General features: G+C 44.3%; 19 protein-coding genes. 14 read left to right on the top strand and 5 right to left on the bottom strand.

Annotated features, from left to right (window positions below; genetic code table 11):
* Window positions 1–241: 241 nt before the first annotated feature.
* Window positions 242–730: a DciA family protein gene (locus tag RT034_RS06005; protein ID WP_313014967.1), complete on the bottom strand. Its 489-nt coding sequence runs from the start codon at window positions 728–730 to the stop codon at window positions 242–244.
* Between the two features lie 174 nt (window positions 731–904).
* Here RT034_RS06005 and RT034_RS06000 point away from each other — a divergent pair, with 174 nt between their 5' ends.
* Entirely contained in the window at window positions 905–1,600 is a 696-nt protein-coding gene (locus tag RT034_RS06000) for a M23 family metallopeptidase (RefSeq protein ID WP_159675855.1), read from the top strand.
* A 95-nt stretch (window positions 1,601–1,695) separates the two neighbouring features.
* On the opposite strand, the gene RT034_RS05995 is transcribed toward RT034_RS06000, so the two are convergent.
* A complete protein-coding gene (locus RT034_RS05995; protein WP_313014960.1) occupies window positions 1,696–2,469 on the bottom strand; it encodes a DOMON domain-containing protein in 774 nt (257 codons plus the stop codon).
* A 7-nt stretch (window positions 2,470–2,476) separates the two neighbouring features.
* Entirely contained in the window at window positions 2,477–2,794 is a 318-nt protein-coding gene (locus RT034_RS05990) for a YhbY family RNA-binding protein (protein ID WP_313014957.1), read from the bottom strand.
* Window positions 2,795–3,124: 330 nt separating this feature from the next.
* On the opposite strand from RT034_RS05990, the gene rlmE reads away from it, so the two are divergent.
* From rlmE to RT034_RS05960, 6 genes are all read left to right on the top strand, one after another.
* Entirely contained in the window at window positions 3,125–3,757 is a 633-nt protein-coding gene (gene rlmE, locus RT034_RS05985) for a 23S rRNA (uridine(2552)-2'-O)-methyltransferase RlmE (RefSeq protein ID WP_065262589.1), read from the top strand.
* Between the two features lie 243 nt (window positions 3,758–4,000).
* Window positions 4,001–5,902, top strand: coding sequence for an ATP-dependent zinc metalloprotease FtsH (gene ftsH, locus RT034_RS05980; RefSeq protein ID WP_040403605.1), 1,902 nt, complete (start codon window positions 4,001–4,003; stop codon window positions 5,900–5,902).
* Window positions 5,903–6,006: 104 nt separating this feature from the next.
* Entirely contained in the window at window positions 6,007–6,888 is an 882-nt protein-coding gene (gene folP, locus RT034_RS05975; protein WP_313014948.1) for a dihydropteroate synthase, read from the top strand.
* 47 nt (window positions 6,889–6,935) lie between these two features.
* Complete coding sequence (locus RT034_RS05970) at window positions 6,936–7,202, top strand: FAD assembly factor SdhE (protein WP_007116167.1); 267 nt, start codon at window positions 6,936–6,938, stop codon at window positions 7,200–7,202.
* A gap of 9 nt (window positions 7,203–7,211) precedes the next feature.
* Window positions 7,212–7,733 carry a hypothetical protein gene (locus RT034_RS05965; RefSeq protein ID WP_313014943.1) on the top strand — a complete coding sequence of 174 codons (522 nt, stop codon included), beginning with the start codon at window positions 7,212–7,214 and terminating at the stop codon, window positions 7,731–7,733.
* A 173-nt stretch (window positions 7,734–7,906) separates the two neighbouring features.
* On the top strand, window positions 7,907–8,629 hold the full coding sequence (locus tag RT034_RS05960; RefSeq protein WP_313014940.1) for a YidB family protein: 723 nt from the start codon (window positions 7,907–7,909) through the stop codon (window positions 8,627–8,629).
* A 136-nt stretch (window positions 8,630–8,765) separates the two neighbouring features.
* On the opposite strand, the gene aroE is transcribed toward RT034_RS05960, so the two are convergent.
* The gene (gene aroE / locus RT034_RS05955; RefSeq protein ID WP_313014937.1) at window positions 8,766–9,584 is read right to left on the bottom strand and encodes a shikimate dehydrogenase; all 819 of its coding nucleotides are present in this window, start codon (window positions 9,582–9,584) and stop codon (window positions 8,766–8,768) included.
* Window positions 9,585–9,823: 239 nt separating this feature from the next.
* Between aroE and RT034_RS05950 the strand changes: the two genes are divergently transcribed.
* From RT034_RS05950 to tmk, 4 genes are all read left to right on the top strand, one after another.
* On the top strand, window positions 9,824–10,570 hold the full coding sequence (locus RT034_RS05950; RefSeq protein WP_313014934.1) for a hypothetical protein: 747 nt from the start codon (window positions 9,824–9,826) through the stop codon (window positions 10,568–10,570).
* 60 nt (window positions 10,571–10,630) lie between these two features.
* Window positions 10,631–11,572, top strand: a complete 942-nt coding sequence (locus RT034_RS05945; RefSeq protein WP_313014931.1) for an aminotransferase class IV — start codon at window positions 10,631–10,633, stop codon at window positions 11,570–11,572.
* Between the two features lie 86 nt (window positions 11,573–11,658).
* The gene (gene mltG / locus RT034_RS05940) at window positions 11,659–12,975 is read left to right on the top strand and encodes an endolytic transglycosylase MltG (RefSeq protein ID WP_313014929.1); all 1,317 of its coding nucleotides are present in this window, start codon (window positions 11,659–11,661) and stop codon (window positions 12,973–12,975) included.
* 12 nt (window positions 12,976–12,987) lie between these two features.
* Window positions 12,988–13,629: a dTMP kinase gene (gene tmk, locus RT034_RS05935; protein WP_313014926.1), complete on the top strand. Its 642-nt coding sequence runs from the start codon at window positions 12,988–12,990 to the stop codon at window positions 13,627–13,629.
* 83 nt (window positions 13,630–13,712) lie between these two features.
* Here the strand turns inward: tmk and nadB are convergent, their stop codons facing one another.
* Complete coding sequence (nadB, locus tag RT034_RS05930) at window positions 13,713–15,410, bottom strand: L-aspartate oxidase (protein ID WP_313014925.1); 1,698 nt, start codon at window positions 15,408–15,410, stop codon at window positions 13,713–13,715.
* A gap of 496 nt (window positions 15,411–15,906) precedes the next feature.
* Between nadB and RT034_RS05925 the strand changes: the two genes are divergently transcribed.
* From RT034_RS05925 to RT034_RS05915, 3 genes are all read left to right on the top strand, one after another.
* Window positions 15,907–17,082, top strand: coding sequence for a metallophosphoesterase (locus tag RT034_RS05925; protein WP_313014923.1), 1,176 nt, complete (start codon window positions 15,907–15,909; stop codon window positions 17,080–17,082).
* A 225-nt stretch (window positions 17,083–17,307) separates the two neighbouring features.
* Entirely contained in the window at window positions 17,308–18,201 is an 894-nt protein-coding gene (gene dapA, locus RT034_RS05920; RefSeq protein WP_313014920.1) for a 4-hydroxy-tetrahydrodipicolinate synthase, read from the top strand.
* On the top strand, window positions 18,198–18,497 hold the full coding sequence (locus tag RT034_RS05915) for a hypothetical protein (RefSeq protein WP_313014918.1): 300 nt from the start codon (window positions 18,198–18,200) through the stop codon (window positions 18,495–18,497). Before dapA ends, RT034_RS05915 begins: the two co-directional genes overlap by 4 nt.
* Window positions 18,498–18,593 lie beyond the last annotated feature (96 nt).

Below are 18,593 nucleotides of genomic sequence, written 5' to 3'. Positions count from 1 at the left end.
TTTTATTACACTAATTAAACCCAACCATCCAATTTTATCATTCAATTTTTGGATATCTTTTTTTAGCCATTGGCTACTATAAGCGCCCTAAAAATAAAAAAAAAGATATCTTTATCTCTCCTATTAATTGTAAATTTTTTTCTACTTTTTTACTTTCACTTGCACAAGCCATCAATGCATTGATAAATCTTACTATATGAGTAACATAATTTACATAAAATTACATTGTAACTTGGCTTCTTTAGTCTTTTATCAGTTTTTGTAACGCCGTTCTAAGCGGCTCGTTGTCCGTGACAAGGTCACATAGCTGTGTTATATTTCGCTTCGTAGATTCGCTTAGCTCACAATTATTTACATTGTTAACATTCTGGTTACACTGTAAGTTTGGTATTTGCGAGCCATGAATAGGTTTGACAATCACTACTCGAAATCGTAACTGATTAAATTGATGAAAATTGTTGTCGAACGCTTGCAGTGTTGATAGTAGCTGCTGCTGGTTGTAATTGAGATGATTGGCCAGGGTATGACTATTTGTACTCACCACAAGCCTAAACGATTCACAAGCAATCACTTGTAAGCTTGCTAAGACTTCCTGAGGCAACAGGTTTTGCCAAGCGCTGCGAATATCATCCGTCAACTGCTGTAACTGTTGCAGCTTTTTTTGAAACGGTAATTGATAGTTGGCAAGACGCTCAATGCGAGAGGCAAGATGGTTGGTTGGTTTTTTCATAGTCAATGCGCAGTGTGGTGGGTAGTTAAGCGACAAAAATTTTGATTTAGTCTTAGTGTTAGGTCTTAGTGTAGGTGATTTTAAGACCAAATTATAGTGAATTAAATCTTGCCAATGCGTTCAAATGACATTGGCACAGGGTTTAATAGCATAAGGTTTAACAAAGGATAAAAGATGAAGTTAGCTCTAATCGCATTACCAGTTGTTGCTTTAACCACAATGAGTGTTGCACAAGCTCAAATTCTATCGATTACCAATGCCGGTAAAACCAGTCAAGTTATTGTTCGTGAAGACGATGGTGAAGATTATTATCTGCCTTCAGACGCCGTCAATGCCGCTATCAAAAATCTAAGCCAGCAAACCCAGCAAAAAGAAGACCGCCTCGCAAGTTTAGCACAAAAGCTATCGACTCAGCCAACCACCATTATCAACATGCCGGCAATGGGCAGCTATGCAGGTAATGGCATGTTGACCGTACGTCCGATTGCTTCATCTGCGCGTATGAGTTCAGGTTTTGGCTATCGTATCCACCCGGTCACTGGTAAATCAAAGTTTCATAAAGGGATGGACTTTGCTGCTCCCATTGGCACCCCTATTTATGCCACCGGTAATGGTGTGGTGACTTTCTCAGGTTGGGGTACCGGGTATGGTCGTTATGTTGAAGTAGATCATGGCAACGGTACTGTCACGCGTTACACACATACCTCTGCAAACTATGTTAACGTTGGCGATACGGTGTATGCAAACCAGCAAATCGCGGCAGTAGGCAACACGGGTCGTTCAACAGGCGCCCACTTACATTATGAAGTGCGCCAAAATGGTCAAGCCATCAATCCACAAACTTACTTAGCAATGGCGCCAGCGCGTTAATCGTGACACTATCTTGGTATAAAAAAACTGGCTTATATGCCAGTTTTTTATTTTTCGCTGTGCTATGGTTTAAAACGGTTTAAAACCATCATAATTTAGATGTTTATCCAGTGTGCCTTGTTATGAAAGTCCGCTGGGTGTGCATGCTGTATGGCCCAATAACTCATTTCATCGACGGTTGGAGCTGAGCTATCTGCTAATCCACTGTCTGGCGGTCGCTGAATCACACGCGTTGGATTTAGCGCATAATTACCATTTGCACCAACCAACTTGTCCAATGCTGATTTGGCAAATGTCATACCGACACGAAAAGTACCAGTACTAAACGCATATTGCTGTTCTACCGCTTGTACATGGGTGAGTAGCATTGGACTTGCAGAACACCAAAAAACAAGCGGAAGCTCGGTATCTTGTGTAACCGCCTGGCTAAAAAAATTGATATCCTCACCATAAGTCAGCGCTGTGATAGGCAAGCGCCGAGGGGGTAATGCATTCGGTGTCCGATAGCTGTCAAAATAATAAAGATTAAACTCACCATTGGTCGCCAAATTGACCTCAAGATACGGGCTATCCGCTTGGTTATCCTTGGCAATAAAACACTCAAAACAATCTGCTTGCCATAAATAATCTTGGCGCATCAAACGTTGAAGTGCCAATGGGCTAAATGTCGGAAAATTTGCCCATAGACCAGCTTGGAGAGCGGTTTGACTATCATCAATCTTGGGATGGGCAGCATCAAATAAGAGAGTCAAAAATTTACTATCAGTGACCACATGTACTGAGAGCCGGTAGTCCACCAGTGTTGCCGATACGGTAAGTGGTTCAACCGCGCTCGTCAGTGCGAATGTCATACCCTGTAAGGTGTCCATTGGAGCCTTAGCCAAAACGTACCAAGTTTGATAACTTAGGATTGGCGTCCAGATTGCGACGTAGTAATAACACCATACGCCCGATACTGGTGACCAAAATCGCATCAGTGGCTTCAGCAATCGCATTTGCCACAGCGTCACGATCTGCTTTGCTACCGGCTGGGATTTTTACTTTAATCAGCTCATGATCGGTCAGTGCGCGCCCAATTTCTTCAATAACGGTTCGGGTAACGCCTTGACCCCCAATCATTACCACAGGGTTCAGCTGGTGACCGATGCCTTTTAAATGTTTGATATCAGCATTTGATAAGCTTGAATTTGCCATAACTGTCAATTGACCTATAAAAAAATTAGCTAGCATTATACCATATTAATCATTTTGCCTAATAAATTATGGGCAATACATAGGCAAAAACACATAGGCAAAAACGCTCCCATGACTTATCAATCTACAAAAATCACTGAATTAAAAAAATCAATAGCCAATCCATGAGTTAACACAAGCTAACTGGGTGAAATATGCTAAAATAACAGCCTTAACCCTTGAGATTGTCAAAATTTACCGATGGTCATTCTAGGATGGCTTTGGGTTTTTTAGCCAAATCGCAAGTGAAGAATTTTTAAACTATATATAAAGGGTAGTTTGTAGAGAATTATGGCAACGCGTATTACCAACAAAAAATTGTCCAAAAGTAGCCGTGCGTGGATGAAAGAGCACATTGACGACCACTATGTCAAACTTGCCCAGCGCGATGGCTATCGGGCAAGAGCGGCTTACAAATTGCTAGAAATCAACGAAAAACTGCAGCTGATCAAAAAAGGCATGACGGTGGTCGATTTGGGTTCTGCCCCAGGCAGCTGGTCGCAAGTTGCTGGCAAACTAGTCGGTGACACTGGCAAACTCATTGCCTCAGACATCTTGCCAATGGATACGCTAGAGAATGTGACCTTTATCCAAGGGGATTTTCGTGAGCAAGCAGTGTTTGACAAAATTATGGCAGAAGTCGCTGATAAAAAAGTGGAAGTGGTGCTATCTGATATGGCGCCTAATACCTCTGGTTTTACCGCAGTCGATCAGCCACGCATGATTTATTTGTGTGAGCTTGCCATGGACTTTGCCGAGCAAGTGCTCCCGGAAGGTGGCACCTTAGTGATTAAGGTATTCCAAGGCGAAGGCTCTGATGCTTTACGAAAAAATATGCAGCAGCGTTTTAGTAAAGTGCGTAGTATCAAGCCTGCAGCGTCACGCGCACGCTCAAAAGAAATGTATTGGATTGCTACCAAATAAGGTAATTTGCTTTAGTCTATCCATGAAGTTAACTGGATAAAAATTGGTAATATGTTTTTACTAGAAAATAACAGAGAATTCGCTTGATAATGTTAAGGTAAATCCATATATCATGCTATATTGAAAGATTAATGTAACGTCTATTTTTGGTGAAACATCTACCTATCTTTGGTAAATATTTTGATTTAACCCCACTTTTTAATCAACCCCCTAACGCGAAGGATGAAAAACAACGTGAGCGACATGGTAAAAAATACCTTATTGTGGTTAGTTGTGATAGGGGTATTAGTGCTAGTCTTTAGCAATTTTGATACCCGCAATGAACCTGATAAGCTCAATTACTCCCAATTTGTCACTGCAGTGGCAACTGACCAGGTCAAAAGTGTCAAAATTGATGGTGAGCAAATTTCTGGTGAAAAGAAAAACGGCTCAACTTTTGAGACAGTGCGTCCGGCGGTCACTGACACCGAGCTAATGCCAAAGCTTATCAAGCATAATGTTGAAGTTCAAGGTGCTACACCTGAACGTCAAGGCGTGATGATGCAATTACTGATTGCAAGTTTCCCAGTGCTATTGATTATTGGTTTGTTCTTGTTCATCATGCGTAACATGAGCGGTGGTGGTGCAGGTGGTGGTCGCGGCATGGGTCCGATGAGTTTTGGTAAATCTAAAGCCAAAATGTTATCAGAAGACCAAATCAAAGTGACTTTTGCAGATGTGGCAGGGTGTGATGAAGCCAAGCAAGAAGTGACAGAAATTGTCGACTTTTTACGTGACCCAGAAAAATTTACCAAACTTGGCGCGACTATTCCACGTGGTGTGTTGATGGTAGGTCCGCCAGGGACAGGTAAAACCTTGCTTGCCAAAGCGATTGCAGGGGAAGCCAAAGTACCCTTCTTCTCAATTTCAGGTTCTGACTTTGTTGAGATGTTTGTGGGTGTCGGTGCAAGCCGTGTGCGTGATATGTTTGAACAAGCCAAGAAAAACGCCCCTTGTATCATCTTTATTGACGAGATTGATGCTGTTGGTCGTCATCGCGGCGCAGGTATGGGCGGCGGTCATGACGAACGTGAACAAACTTTAAACCAGTTATTGGTTGAAATGGATGGTTTTGAAGGCAATGATGGGGTAATCGTGATTGCTGCAACCAACCGCGTCGATGTACTCGATAAAGCGTTGTTGCGTCCAGGTCGTTTCGATCGTCAAGTACAAGTTGGCTTGCCTGATATCAAAGGCCGTGAGCAAATTCTTCGTGTTCACATGAAAAAATTGCCCTCAACGATTGGTGTCGATATTCGTTCATTGGCGCGTGGTACGCCAGGTTTTAGTGGTGCGCAATTAGCGAATTTGGTGAATGAGGCAGCGCTATTTGCTGCACGTAACAACAAAGCGTCAGTCGATATGAATGACTTTGAAGAAGCTAAAGACAAGCTGTATATGGGTCCAGAACGTAAATCGATGGTACTGCGTGAAGAAGAGCGTCGTGCAACGGCTTATCATGAAGCAGGGCATGCCTTAGTGGCTGAAATGCTACCGGGTACCGACCCTGTTCATAAAGTCACTATTATGCCCCGTGGCTGGGCGTTGGGTGTCACTTGGCAATTGCCAGAGCATGATCAGACCAGCGTTTACAAATCAAAAATGCTAAATGACATTGCGATTTTATTTGGTGGTCGTATCGCTGAAGAAGTCTTTATCAATCAGCAATCGACTGGCGCGTCAAATGACTTTGAACGTGCTACTAAAATGGCACGTGCGATGGTTACCAAATATGGTATGTCAGATGCCATGGGTGTGATGGTGTATGAAGAAGATGAAAACCAAGGTTACTTTGGTGCCTCATCTCGTACTATCTCAGAAGCGACTCAGCAGAAAGTGGACGACGAAGTTCGTCGTATCCTAGAAGCGCAGTATGATATCGCACGTGCATTAATTGAAGGCAATGCGGACAAAATGCATGCTATGGTCGATGCTTTGATGAAATGGGAAACTATCGACCGTGACCAATTGCAAGACATTATGGCGGGTATCCCACCACGCGAGCCTAAAGTTTATCAAGAGCCTGTTAGAGTAAATTTTGATAAACCAAGCAATCCACCGTCAAGTGGGTCAGGCTTAACCCCACCGCCGTTACCTGCAATGTAAATTATCCATAATCTGAGTTACCCAAAAACCGCTATCAACTTGATAGCGGTTTTTTTGTTTTTGACTTAAAATAGTAGAAAATTTTAGCCATCATTGCGGACATCATGCAGTTACAGCCCATTCCCAACTTTGCCATTCATTATCATAATCAGACGCTCGATTTGTCTTATCCCCATATCATGGGCATTTTAAATGTCACCCCAGACTCATTTTCTGATGGTGGTCGATATAATCATATCGACCAAGGCTTGCGTCATACCGAGCAGATGATCAAAGACGGGGCGACGATTATTGATGTGGGGGGTGAATCTACTCGCCCAAATGCCAGTCCCGTGAGTGAGCAAGAAGAAATTGACCGAGTCATTAAAGTGGTTGAAGCGATTAATCATAACTTTGGTGAGCAAGTGTGGGTGTCGGTTGATACCAGTAACCCGACCGTGATAACCCTAGCCAGTCAAGTGGGCGCCAAAATTTGGAATGATGTACGAGCCTTGACGCGCCCCGATGCCATTGCTACCGCTGCCAAACTAGATATCCCTGTCATGCTCATGCATATGCGCGGTGAGCCAACGACCATGAATCAGCTAGATAATTATCAAGATTTATATACCGATGTTATTACTGAGTTACAGCAGCGCATTGATGAGGTTATGGCGGGTGGGGTCAGACGTGACAATCTTATCATTGACCCAGGGTTTGGCTTTGCCAAAAACGCCCAGCAAAATCTGGCATGGCTGAATGAATTTTATCGGTTGCATACGTTTAACTTACCTGTCATGGCGGCATTGTCCCGTAAACGCTTTGTTGGGGAAATCCTCAAGTCAGCCAATCTACCCCATGACCCTACCGATAGAGATGTTGCTAGTATGGTTGCAGCCTTATTTGCTGTGCAGCAAGGGGCGTGTATATTGCGCACCCATAACGTAGCAGCGACTAAAGCAGGGCTTGCGATGTGGCAAGCGACGCAACAGGCAAAAGCTTTATAAAAATTTAAAAATTACATGAATTTAACGCGCAACAACAAGGATTTATCATGAGTGACAACCAGCCAGAACCTACATTAGAGCAGCGCAAAGTTATCTACCGTGCCAGACGCGGTCTAAAAGAACTTGATTATTATTTTGATCCGTATGTGAGAGCGCACTATTTACAAGCCGACTCACAAGAGCAGCAAATTTTTGCAGAATTAGTGAAAGAAGAAGATCCTGATTTGCTAGACTGGTTTTTACACAATCAGCCGACCAAGCCAGAATTTGCTGATTTGATAGCCAAGCTCAAATCATTAAAAGCTTCTTCTTAATTGACTTAGATGAACGAGCGCTACTTATCGCGTCATAACACCTCATTTATTGACATTGATGCCACGCTCAAACCCAGTGTGGATAAAAAACTGCTTTGGGGGGCTTGTTTATGGGTGGTAGTTGGCATTTTAACCCTGGTGCCTTTGGCGCTTATTTATAAACTTTTGCTAGGTATGGTCGCTATAGCCAGTCTTTGGTTAGGGCAAATATCCAGTTGTCACTTATTGGCTATTTCATCGTTACACGCCAAACCGCAAACTAACAATCAAACCTCACCCTATGACAATTTTGATTTTTTAACCTGGCAAATCCAGTGGGTACGTGGGGTTATCAAAGCACCTAGACAGAGTAAGCAAGCGGTGTGGCAGGCAAGCTTGCTGGGCATCGCTGATATGGGGTGCCTAGTGATTTTAACGTTTGAGTTGATAGAATCAGTACCAGCTAAAATCAGTGTAACCATTTGGCAAGACCAAGTGGACCGCGATACATGGCGGCAATTTAAGGTGCTAGCAAACACGCTGGGGCGATAACAAAAATGGTATATAAGTTATATTCAATATTGCTACAATTGAATCAACCAAGTGTTGAGGCGACAGCGCATTTTAGTTTGAACTTAAGTGCAGTTGGCAATGGGCGTGCGTCAGCGCGGTATTATTGGTGATATACAACAATCATTGAAAAAGATAAATAAAAGGGAACGACCATGGGTCTATTAACAAGTCTAGTAACACAAGTGACGCAAAGTGCCATTCAAAGCAAAATGGGACAAAGCAGAATGGGCGGTCAAAGCCAAGCGGATATGGGCGGCCTAGGGAATATTTTTGGTAATGTTTTAGGCGGCGGGGCACAGCAACCACAAATGCAATCAAACGGTTTTGGGTTGGATGATATCATCGGTATGGCGATGAACCAGAATCAAGGTATGTCCCAAGGTGGCGTGCTAGGACAAGTGCTGGGTAGCGTGCTAGGGGGAGGCATGGGCGGCGGCCTAAGCGGTGGTATGGGCAATAACGTGGGTATGAACCAATTTCCACAAAGCCAAAGTGGCTTTGGTGGTAAGGGTATGTTAATGGCGGCTTTGTTGCCAATTGCGTTGATGTTTATTCAGCGTAATGGTGGTCTATCAGGCGCTTTTAATAAAATCCAAAATATGGGATTTGGCCATCAAGCCAACTCTTGGATGAGTGCTGACCAAACAAACCAACCATTGGATGCCAATGATATCAATCAGCTATTTGATAATAATGAGTTGGCGCAAGTTGCGGCACAAACTGGTGTTGACCAAAGCGAAGTCCGTCAAAGTATGGCGGAGCTTCTGCCACAGTTATTTGACAACTTGACACCACATGGTAACACCCAAACCGAAAGCCAAGCCAATAAAGAAATCAGTGATATTTTATCGCAATTAGGCAATGCGAATCGCTAAATTAGCCTGACTAAAAAAAGCCAGTGACAAAACTGGCTTTTTTTATTGGGTTTTCCTGCGCTCTCTTGGGCAAATTTTGGTTTTGTCTATTTTATCTAAAGCGTAGGCGAGTGCGTAGTGCTTTTTTATGAGAAAGCTAAAACTGAAAACTCGTCAAATCGACTTGTTTACCCGTCCAAAGCGCAAAACTTAATGCCCCTTGATTGACCAGCATTCCCAAGCCATCCGAGGTTTTGGCATGTTTCGCTTTAAAAAAGTCCAAAAACGCCGAGGGCTTGCCATACATCATGTCATAGGCAAAATCGACAGTCATATCCTTGGCAAATGGCAATGTGTCACCGGTTAGACCTATCGACGTTGCATTGATAATGACATCAATAGCGTTGGGCAAATCCGTCAAACTTGAAAAGGTGAGCTTATCGGTATCAAATAATCGGGTTAAATTCTCTGCTTTTTCTACTGTGCGATTGGCAATATGCAGCGATTTTACTTGCGCATCTAGCAACGGCAAAATCGCGCCACGAGTCGCCCCACCTGCTCCCAAAATAACAACGTTTGCGTCTTTTAACCTAACGCCTTGCGACAATAAATCCGCCACCAAACCGCGACCATCGGTATTGTCGCCATACAGTTTGCCCGCTTTGATAGCAAGGGTATTGACTGCACCCGCCAAGCGCGCGTATTCAGATAGCTCACCGCGCTGCTGGCAAAGCGCAAATGCCATCTCTTTAAAAGGTACGGTCACATTTGCCCCTGTGCCACCGCCTGCAAAAAATGCTTCGACGACAGCGGTAAAGCTGTCAACATCATTGGGACAATATTGGCGTTGGTAAGACAAGGTGATGCCAGTTTGTTTGGCAAAGGCTTGGTGCAAATCAGGCGATTTGCTATGGGCAATCGGATTGCCGATTACCATGCAGTGATAACGGACGTTTGAATCAGGAATTGATGACATGGGAAAACCTATAATACGATGAGTAAAATTACCAATTGCCACCACTTTACAATAACTATGGCTGCGACATCAATGCTGGGTTTTGATTGGCTAGGTATTGATTGGGTGGGTGTAAAGCGTAGCATTTCATCGATTTGGCTAAAAATAACAACAAAAGCGTACTGTTAACTGCTGTCAATGCCTTGTTACAATGCGCTATTCACACCAACCCGTTATACAATATACGTTTACAATACACAATGAAGCTAATTGCCCGCAAACCGCTTTTTTTATCGCGTCAAAACCGCTCAGAATATCCGATAGACGCTACCCAAAAAGACGCTACCCAAAATAAACGCACTTGGCTAAACAATCTTGGCTGGGGTTGCGTTATCCTAACACTCACCTTAACTGGCTGTGATAAGGTCAAACAAATCGCCTCACAACGCAATGCCAGTGTGACCGCTAGCACTACCGCATCGACCACAGCCGCCAATCCGTCTATCAACCCTACCTCGCAGCCAACGCCTGTAGTCTATCCCATCAATGAATGGCAGCAACAAACGCTGGCAAACAAAGTCAGTATCCACGATACCGAAGCCATGACGTTATTATTGGGTCAACCCATTACCATTGATACGCAAAGCTTGGATTACCGAAGCAATGTGGCGAGTAAATATAGTTTTGCCAAAATCGGTGAGCCGTATTTTGATTTACTTGATTCGCCTATGTATATCGAGTTACAGTGGTACTATGCCAGTGCCTATGACAATGCCAGCGTTAAAAACCTCAGTATCCAGCATGCCAAAACAGCGTTTCACCTGACCCAAAATTGGTTTGGACAAGATGGCTCAGACATTGTTGCCCACATGGTGCAAGGACAGCCGATTAAAAATACGAGCTACCATGGAATTTTGGTAGAATTAGCACGCTGTGACAATTATCATTGTGATTTGGTGGTCAGAAAACCCACTGTCACCGCTAAAACCGCTAAAAAAAGCGGCTAATTACTGCGGCTTTCACTGTCATACAGTCAACTATTAATTTAATCAAGTAGCCAAATAACCATGTGGTATTCATTATCTGATGCTCAGTATGCCAAGCAAACGCCAATCACCGCTATCGATATTGATTCACGGGTCATAGCCTATGGCGATGGGTTTTTTACCACCATGGCGGTGGTTGCAGGACAAATCAATTGGCTCAATTACCACTTAGATAGAATCGACGAGAGTGTCGATGCGTTACAACTCAATTTAACCAACGCTCACCTAGACGCAGCCAGTTTAGACGCCTCCAATTTAGACGCCTGCAATTTAGAATCCCCCAATCATACTATCCGCGCATACTTTAATAGCCAATTAGCCAATTTTGCCAAAACCCTCAATCACGGTATGCTCAAGCTGATAGTCTGCCGAAAAAACCAACCTATCAAAGGCTATGGATTTTGCAACTGTCAATTTGATGCTTTTATTAAGCTCATGCCTACCGATAAGCCATTATCACCGCAAGCCAATCAAGTCATCATCCAACCTGCCGCTACCGCGATTTGTCTTACGCAGCAAATTGCATGTCTACCAAAACCTTTGGCAGGACTTAAGCTACTAAACGCCCAAGATAAAGTGATGGCAAGTCACGAGCTGTGGCAGCACCAAACCCAAAATGCGCAAATGATTGATGGGCTGGTACAAGATGTGATGGGGCATTGGGTGGAAGGTACCTTTTGCAATGTGTTTTATCAGCTTAATCATGAAAACATGTGGTACACACCGCCCATCAACCGCTCAGGGGTAAAAGGGGTGATGCGGCAGGTGTTATTGGCTAAGTTTGCCGATTCCGATAGGGGGCATGAGGAGCGATATTTAACCAGCGAGGATTTAGTCAATATCACAAGCTTGTTTTTTTGCAATGCTGTACGGGGTATTTTGCCCATTCAAGCATTGATGCTACCCAATGGGCAGTCAACCGCGCTTGATTTGGCCCCAATCTATGCGCAAAAATTAACTTAAATCGTGTTGCTAGTAACCAAAAAAAATTGCTATTTTTGTCATTAATTGTTAAATTCTCGCTAATTGAGTCAATATAAGCTTTCTCTATGAACGACCAATCTAATAATAATATGTCTAATAACTCAGAAGGTTCTGAGCATCATCCTACTCAGCACAGTGACGCACCTCACGCCGCGGATATTCCAGATTCTCAATTGCAGGACAATCATAGCAAAGATAAGGGTATCGATGACAAGGATATAACGAATAAGGATGACGAAGACCCTCATAGCAAAAACGTCAATATTAATGATGCTTGTCTGATTAATCGTTCAACGCGAGAATTCAATGACAACATCACCGGTAGAAACAAAAAAAATAAATACCGTCTACTGGGGCTAGTGGGGTTTATTGTATTGGTGCTAGGCTGGTTGTTATTTGCTTGGTATAACACCCTCTATGGCACTATTACCCAACCAAAGCAGATGGTGACTATCAATAAAGGTCAAACCTACTATGCGCTGGTAGACGACTGGGATAAAAAGAAAAAGCTGTTCGTTGCGCCACTTGCCAAACTATATATCAAAATGACGGTGGATAAACCGCTTCATTCAGGGGTCTATCAACTGCCTGAAAATCCAAGTTTTGCCAATTATTTAGCCATGCTACAACAAGGTGAAAAAGTCGCTTTTATCAAAGTGCAAATCATTGAAGGCAAAACAGCCAAAGATTTATATCAACATTTGATGGACAATAAAGGGATTAAAAACGAAGTTATCCATGGTAGCAAAGTTGACGTCGATAAACTTGGGCTCAATATCCCTGCTGACTATCACCCGAATGGCAACCTTGAAGGTTGGTTTTCACCGGACACCTATTATTTTAATGAAGGCAGCAGCGATAAAAAAGTGCTAACGGATTTATTTACCCGTCAACACACAGCATTGATGGAAAACTGGAACAATCGCCAAGCCAATCTGCCGTACAAGACACCGTATGAAGCGCTGATTATGGCATCGATTATTGAAAAAGAAACCAGTGTCGAAAGTGAGCGTGGTGAAGTCGCAGGCGTGTTCGTCAATCGTCTGAAGAATAATATGCGCCTACAAACCGACCCCACCGTGATTTATGGCATGGGCGATCGTTACGATGGCAATATTCGCAAATCTGACCTTGAAGAAAAAACCGCTTATAACACCTACCAAATTGACGGCTTACCACCGACACCCATTGCCTTGCCAAGTATTGCATCCATTAAAGCAGCACTTCACCCAAATCAGACCGATTCGCTATATTTTGTGGCGACGGGCAATGGCGGTCATAAATTTACCAGTAATTTAGAAGACCATAACCAAGCGGTGCAAGACTATCTGCGGGTGATGCGTGAAAAACGCGCCAGCCAAAACAGCCAATTAGGTCAGTAAAAAACGATACCCATGCAAACAGCTGCGAAAGCCCCTATTAGCGAAAAATTTATCTCATTTGAAGGTACCGAAGGGGTGGGTAAGTCCACCTTGATTGCCAATGTCGCAGCGCATTTGACCGCGCAAGGCATCGACTTTATCCAGACCCGAGAACCGGGTGGCAGTCCGTTTGCTGAGCAGTTACGCGCCATGTTACTTGACCCATCAACGACCATGACAGAGGACAGTGAACTCTTATTGATGTTTGCGGCGCGTGCCGATCATGTGGCGCAAGTGATTTTGCCAGCGCTCGCTCAGGGTAAATGGGTGCTGTGCGACCGCTTTATCGATTCCACCATTGCCTATCAAGGGTTTGGGCGCAAACAGGGCGATAGGGCAGAACTTAGCAAAATCGAATTACTGATTCAGCAGTTTGTGGCAAAAATGCCAGATATGACCATTTGGCTAGATTTACCGGTAACAGAAGGGATGAGCCGTGCCAAAAATCGCGGCAAACTAGACCGCTTTGAGCAAAATCAGCTAGAGTTTTTTGAGCGGGTGCATCAAGGGTTTGCTTATCAAGCAGCACAGCAACCGCAGCGCGTCAAACGCATTGATGCGCATGGTACAGCCGATGAAGTGTTGGCCAAAGTGCTAACACAGCTGGGTATTTAATGTCGTTATTTAGTGTTATAAAGCTTTTACAATTATTATGAAAAAAGGGGATGATAAACTTCCCCTTTTTTATTTAACCCATACTATGGCATAGATGGCGTTAGAATCACATCTGCCGCGACTGGCAAAGTTTGTGGAAAGTCTTTGTTGTAATGCAGTCCGCGCGATTCGTGGCGACGTAGCGCGGAGCGCACAATGAGCTCAGAGACTAGCAGCAAATTACGCAATTCAATCAGATTTTTGCTGACCACAAAGTTGGCGTAGTAATCATTTACTTCTTGTTTTAACAACAAAATGCGGTTGAGTGCGCGATGTAGGCGTTTGTCTGAGCGCACAATACCAACGTAGTGCCACATGCTTTGGCGCAATTCATCCCAGTTTTGCAGCACGATGACTTCTTCGTCAGGGTCGGTTACATGTTGGCTGTCCCAATCAGGAATAGCAGGAATGGGGGGGACGCGATTTTCTGCAAATGCGGCGGCAATATGGCGCGCTGCAGTCATCCCATACACAAAACATTCTAATAGCGAGTTGCTCGCCATGCGATTGGCGCCATGCAGACCCGTAAATGACGTTTCGCCCATGGCATATAGATTGAACACATCGGTTTGGGCGTTTTCATTGACCATCACCCCACCACACGTGTAGTGAGCGGCGGGTACCACGGGGATTTTATCTTGGGTCATGTCAATGCCCAGCTCTAGTAGCCGCTCATATAACATAGGGAAATGACCTTTAATAAACGCTGGGTCTCTATGAGTAATATCTAACCAAACATGACGTATTCCCAAACGCTTCATCTCAAAATCGATGGTGCGAGCCACGATGTCACGCGGTGCCAGCTCACCCCGTTCATCGAAGCGAAGCATAAAGCGCTCACCTTCTGGATGTTCTTTGGTTGCTGGTAGGCGCAGGTAGGCACCTTCACCGCGCATGGCTTCGGTGATTAAAAACGAACGCGCTTCTGGATGATAGAGACAAGTAGGATGGAACTGATTAAATTCCAAATTCGCAACGCGGCAACCTGCGCGCCATGCCATCGCGATACCATCCCCCGTGGCAATATCTGGGTTGGATGTATACAAATACGCTTTTGAGGCCCCGCCGCATGCCAAGGCGATAAAGGGCGCGGTAAAGGTAATGACTTGATTGGTGGCCAAATCAAGGGCGTACAGCCCCACGGCACGATTGGGCTCGCTAATCGGACTGTAGTTGTGTTTGCTAAGCTTATTGGTGGTGATGACATCAATGGCAGCGACATACTCAAACAGTTTGACATTCGGACATTGTTTGACACGTTTGACTAACGTGGTAGAAATGGCCACCCCAGTGGCATCTGCCGCATGGATGATACGACGTTTGGTATGACCACCTTCACGGGTCAGGTGTAAGGTTTCGTTCTCATCCAAGGTAAACTTGACACCTTGTTTGAGCAAAAACTCCACCGCTTCTCGGCTATGCTCTACCGTAAAACGTACCGCATCTTCATGGCAAAGACCTGCTCCTGCAATCAAGGTATCATCGACATGCTCATCAACCGAGTCATCATCCGATAGTACCGCTGCCACGCCGCCTTGGGCATAAAAAGTGCTGGCTTCAGTGAGCTTGTCTTTTGCCAAAACAGCAATCGATAGATGGCTTGGTAAGGATAAAGCTAACGATAAACCTGCACCGCCACTGCCAACAATCACCACATCAAATGCGTGGCGATGGTTAGCCTGTGCTTGCGGCTTTGTAGTTTCTTTGATAGGGGGGGGTGACACATTAACGCTTGCTGTCATAAGGCTGACGTCCTTCAAATTAATGAGTTAAAGAGCCAAAAAAACTAAGCAAGCGCTGAGCAAATTGGGTCAGCGTGCTACATTTAAAAGGCTGTGTTTAAAAGCTATGGTTAAAAAAGCTAGGTTTAAAAAGCCATGTGAAAATAAGCTATCATATCAGCTTTTATAAATGATGGCGGATTTTTTCTATGGTTTGTTTTTTAAGTAGCTAGTCCATCCAAATCGCCAATGGTTAAGGCTAAACAGGGTGCGACGTATGCAAACGCGCTCGTCTTTGTTTTGCCGTCGCTACTAGACAATGGGGGAAAAATGCAAAATCAGGCGTTTTTTGAAGCAATTTAATACAAAAAACTCGCCTAGCTGTTCATCCATTTTTTGCGATATGATGATAGTTTAAATTGTCATATTCATCATTGCCATTTATAATGGGCGCTTTTTTTATACGTATTTGTCACCCAAATTATTGATTATTCTGTAAATTTAGGTAACGCTTTATATGGGTAGTAGCATGATTGGCAGTTGGCTAGGTCATCTTGGAGCGCTCATTGCCGTCTTGGTAATCCTATGGTCGTGCCTAAAAACCGTGCAACTCAAAGCGCGGACGGATAACCTGCAAATCCTGCTGCAGCTGATCAGCTTTTACGCGCGCTATTGGTTTGTTTGGTTGTTGCTGTGGGCAAACGTGCAACTGCTGTATGACAACCAAATCATCTACTGGCTGCTTATCGCGTTATCGCTATTGTATATCTATATGAGCTGGGTTGAGCCCAATCGGCTGCGCGTTTCGCGTTTTTCAATCAATTTGACCGCATCTGCGAACTATCAGCCTGCGACCGATATTTCACTGGCTGCGTCATCGTCAAAACCTATCAAACGACAACCTATCAAACGACAAGCTGCAAAAATTGCGGTGCTGAGTGATATCCATATTGGTATATTTTCTAACCCCCATCAGTTAGCGCGTTTGGTGAAATGCCTTAATCGCTTAGAGGTTGATGCGGTGCTGATTTTGGGTGATTGGTTATATCAAGCGACAACTTTGGATGCCCAACTAAGCCCATTTAAAACGCTGAATAAGCCTTGTTATACCGTCCTTAGCGATGCCGACACCCAGCAGGTTGTCGATGATGCGCAAAATAGCGAATCTGCTAGCAGCACGTCATTAATCAATATCTTGCCAGCCTTCGGTATTCAATTATTGCCTGAGCAAGGCTTGCGCATTGCCGGGATAAAAATCATAGGCATTCATAATGGCAGTACAATGGATTTACCGCGCGTGATTGAACAGCAGCGCAGCGCGGGGCAGCCATTAGTGATTGCCACCCATGATATCAAGCAGTTAGAAGCCAATCCGCGAACCTTAAGCGACGCCAACAACGATACTTTGGTGATTGCGGGGCAAACGCATGGTGGGCAGGTCAATATACCTGTATTGACACCGCTGATGGTGAGAGCATTGACAGGTAATAAACTGGCGGCAGGGTTACGCAGACCAGATACAGCCAAACAATCCGACTATCATCCCAAAGCATTCAATGCGGCTAACAAACCCAGCAAACGCTACCAAGTATGGGTGAATACTGGGATTGGCATGACAGGGTTGCCGTTTCGGTTTAACTGCCCGCCTACCATTGATGTGCTAACCATCCAGGTTCAAACGGTTGATGCTTAACCCATACCATTCGCCACTGTAAGGCAGCGACTATAAACCAGTTGCTGCCTTATTATCTAGTTGAGTGAGGTCTATAACCTGATTGGCTACAGCGGTGGAGAAACTTGCGTTTGCTATCAAAGCGCTTAAACTTCGCCCCAAATGTATGCTACACTAGACAAAAATTTTCAAAAAATTGTCGCAGCTGTTACATATTCTACTTAAGGTTTTGTCCAAGGTATTGTTATGACCCCCATTTTAGATAAACTACAAGGCTCTATGGTCGCATTGATTACACCTATGCATAGCAATGGTGACGTCGATTGGCAATCATTGGCAAATCTCATTGATTGGCAAATCGAGCAAGGTACGGACGTACTGGTATCGGTTGGTACGACCGGTGAATCCGCAACCTTATCCATGCAAGAGCATGTGGATGTCATTGAATTTACCATGAAGCAAGTGGGTTGTCGTATTCCCGTCATCGCGGGTACCGGCGCTAACAATACAGTTGAAGCCATTGAGCTGACCCAGCACGCCAAACAGGCGGGCGCTGATGCCGCGCTGCTTGTAGTGCCTTACTACAACAAACCGACCCAAGAAGGGCTATACTTACACTATAAAGCCATTGCCGAAGCCGTAGACATTCCCCAAGTGCTATACAACGTACCCGGGCGCACTGTTGTTGATATGCAGCAAGCCACTGTCGAGCGCTTAGCGGACATCGAAAATATCATCGCGATTAAAGATGCGACGGGTGACGTGGCGCGTGGTGCCAAACTGATTGAAGCAGTAAAAGGTCGCATGATTGTATTGTCAGGAGATGATGAAAGCGCGTTAACGCTGATGCGTCATGGGGCAAAAGGCAATATCTCAGTGACCGCCAATGTCGCGCCAAAAATCATGAGCCAAATTTTTGGCTTGGCACTCAAAGGTGAGTTTGAACAAGCCGAAGCATTAAACCAAAAAATAACCCATTTACATCAAGATTTATTTATCGAGTCAAGTCCCATTCCTGCAAAATATGCCTTATACAAAATGGGTCATATTGAGCAAGGTATCCGTTTACCATTAACTTGGCTTACCCCAGAACACCAACAAGTGATGGATGAAGCACTTGCCAAAGCAGGTTTATTATGAAAAAAACACTCAGCGCTAACCACAATCGATTCAACGCCCAGCTAGCCCTAGCGATTATTGCCTCTGCTAGCATTGCTATGACAGGCTGTACTACTTTTAAACGTAAAGTTGGCGACAATTCTTTGAACTATACCAAAACCAAAAAACTTGAACCCATCCAATTACCGGCAGATGCACAAACGCTACCTTTTACGCCAGTTTATGCAGTGCCGCAATCGGGTGAAAATACGTTAAAAATCACAAAAGAAGGCAGTAAGCGTTTTGAGCTACCGCGTCCAATTAGTACCGTAAAATAGAGAGTGGCTGACCGCATCTATGATAGTTTGCAGCTGGTGTTGCTAACCGCGTATCAGCCAATCAATGCAACTGTCATAAATTAGCTACTCTGAGCC

The organism is Moraxella sp. CTOTU48841 (assembly GCF_032061225.1).
GTDB classification, from domain to species: domain Bacteria; phylum Pseudomonadota; class Gammaproteobacteria; order Pseudomonadales; family Moraxellaceae; genus Faucicola; species Faucicola cinerea.
This window is presented reverse-complemented; position numbering and strand designations above follow the sequence as displayed.

Bases quoted from the DNA above. Each gene is read 5' to 3' on its own strand.
- RT034_RS06005 (WP_313014967.1), bottom strand. From the start codon at position 730: ATGAAAAAACCAACCAACCATCTTGCCTCTCGCATTGAGCGTCTTGCC.
- RT034_RS06000 (WP_159675855.1), top strand. From the start codon at position 905: ATGAAGTTAGCTCTAATCGCATTACCAGTTGTTGCTTTAACCACAATG.
- RT034_RS05995 (WP_313014960.1), bottom strand. From the start codon at position 2,469: ATGGACACCTTACAGGGTATGACATTCGCACTGACGAGCGCGGTTGAA.
- RT034_RS05990 (WP_313014957.1), bottom strand. From the start codon at position 2,794: ATGGCAAATTCAAGCTTATCAAATGCTGATATCAAACATTTAAAAGGC.
- rlmE (WP_065262589.1), top strand. From the start codon at position 3,125: ATGGCAACGCGTATTACCAACAAAAAATTGTCCAAAAGTAGCCGTGCG.
- ftsH (WP_040403605.1), top strand. From the start codon at position 4,001: ATGGTAAAAAATACCTTATTGTGGTTAGTTGTGATAGGGGTATTAGTG.
- folP (WP_313014948.1), top strand. From the start codon at position 6,007: ATGCAGTTACAGCCCATTCCCAACTTTGCCATTCATTATCATAATCAG.
- RT034_RS05970 (WP_007116167.1), top strand. From the start codon at position 6,936: ATGAGTGACAACCAGCCAGAACCTACATTAGAGCAGCGCAAAGTTATC.
- RT034_RS05965 (WP_313014943.1), top strand. From the start codon at position 7,212: ATGAACGAGCGCTACTTATCGCGTCATAACACCTCATTTATTGACATT.
- RT034_RS05960 (WP_313014940.1), top strand. From the start codon at position 7,907: ATGGGTCTATTAACAAGTCTAGTAACACAAGTGACGCAAAGTGCCATT.
- aroE (WP_313014937.1), bottom strand. From the start codon at position 9,584: ATGTCATCAATTCCTGATTCAAACGTCCGTTATCACTGCATGGTAATC.
- RT034_RS05950 (WP_313014934.1), top strand. From the start codon at position 9,824: ATGAAGCTAATTGCCCGCAAACCGCTTTTTTTATCGCGTCAAAACCGC.
- RT034_RS05945 (WP_313014931.1), top strand. From the start codon at position 10,631: ATGTGGTATTCATTATCTGATGCTCAGTATGCCAAGCAAACGCCAATC.
- mltG (WP_313014929.1), top strand. From the start codon at position 11,659: ATGAACGACCAATCTAATAATAATATGTCTAATAACTCAGAAGGTTCT.
- tmk (WP_313014926.1), top strand. From the start codon at position 12,988: ATGCAAACAGCTGCGAAAGCCCCTATTAGCGAAAAATTTATCTCATTT.
- nadB (WP_313014925.1), bottom strand. From the start codon at position 15,410: ATGACAGCAAGCGTTAATGTGTCACCCCCCCCTATCAAAGAAACTACA.
- RT034_RS05925 (WP_313014923.1), top strand. From the start codon at position 15,907: ATGGGTAGTAGCATGATTGGCAGTTGGCTAGGTCATCTTGGAGCGCTC.
- dapA (WP_313014920.1), top strand. From the start codon at position 17,308: ATGACCCCCATTTTAGATAAACTACAAGGCTCTATGGTCGCATTGATT.
- RT034_RS05915 (WP_313014918.1), top strand. From the start codon at position 18,198: ATGAAAAAAACACTCAGCGCTAACCACAATCGATTCAACGCCCAGCTA.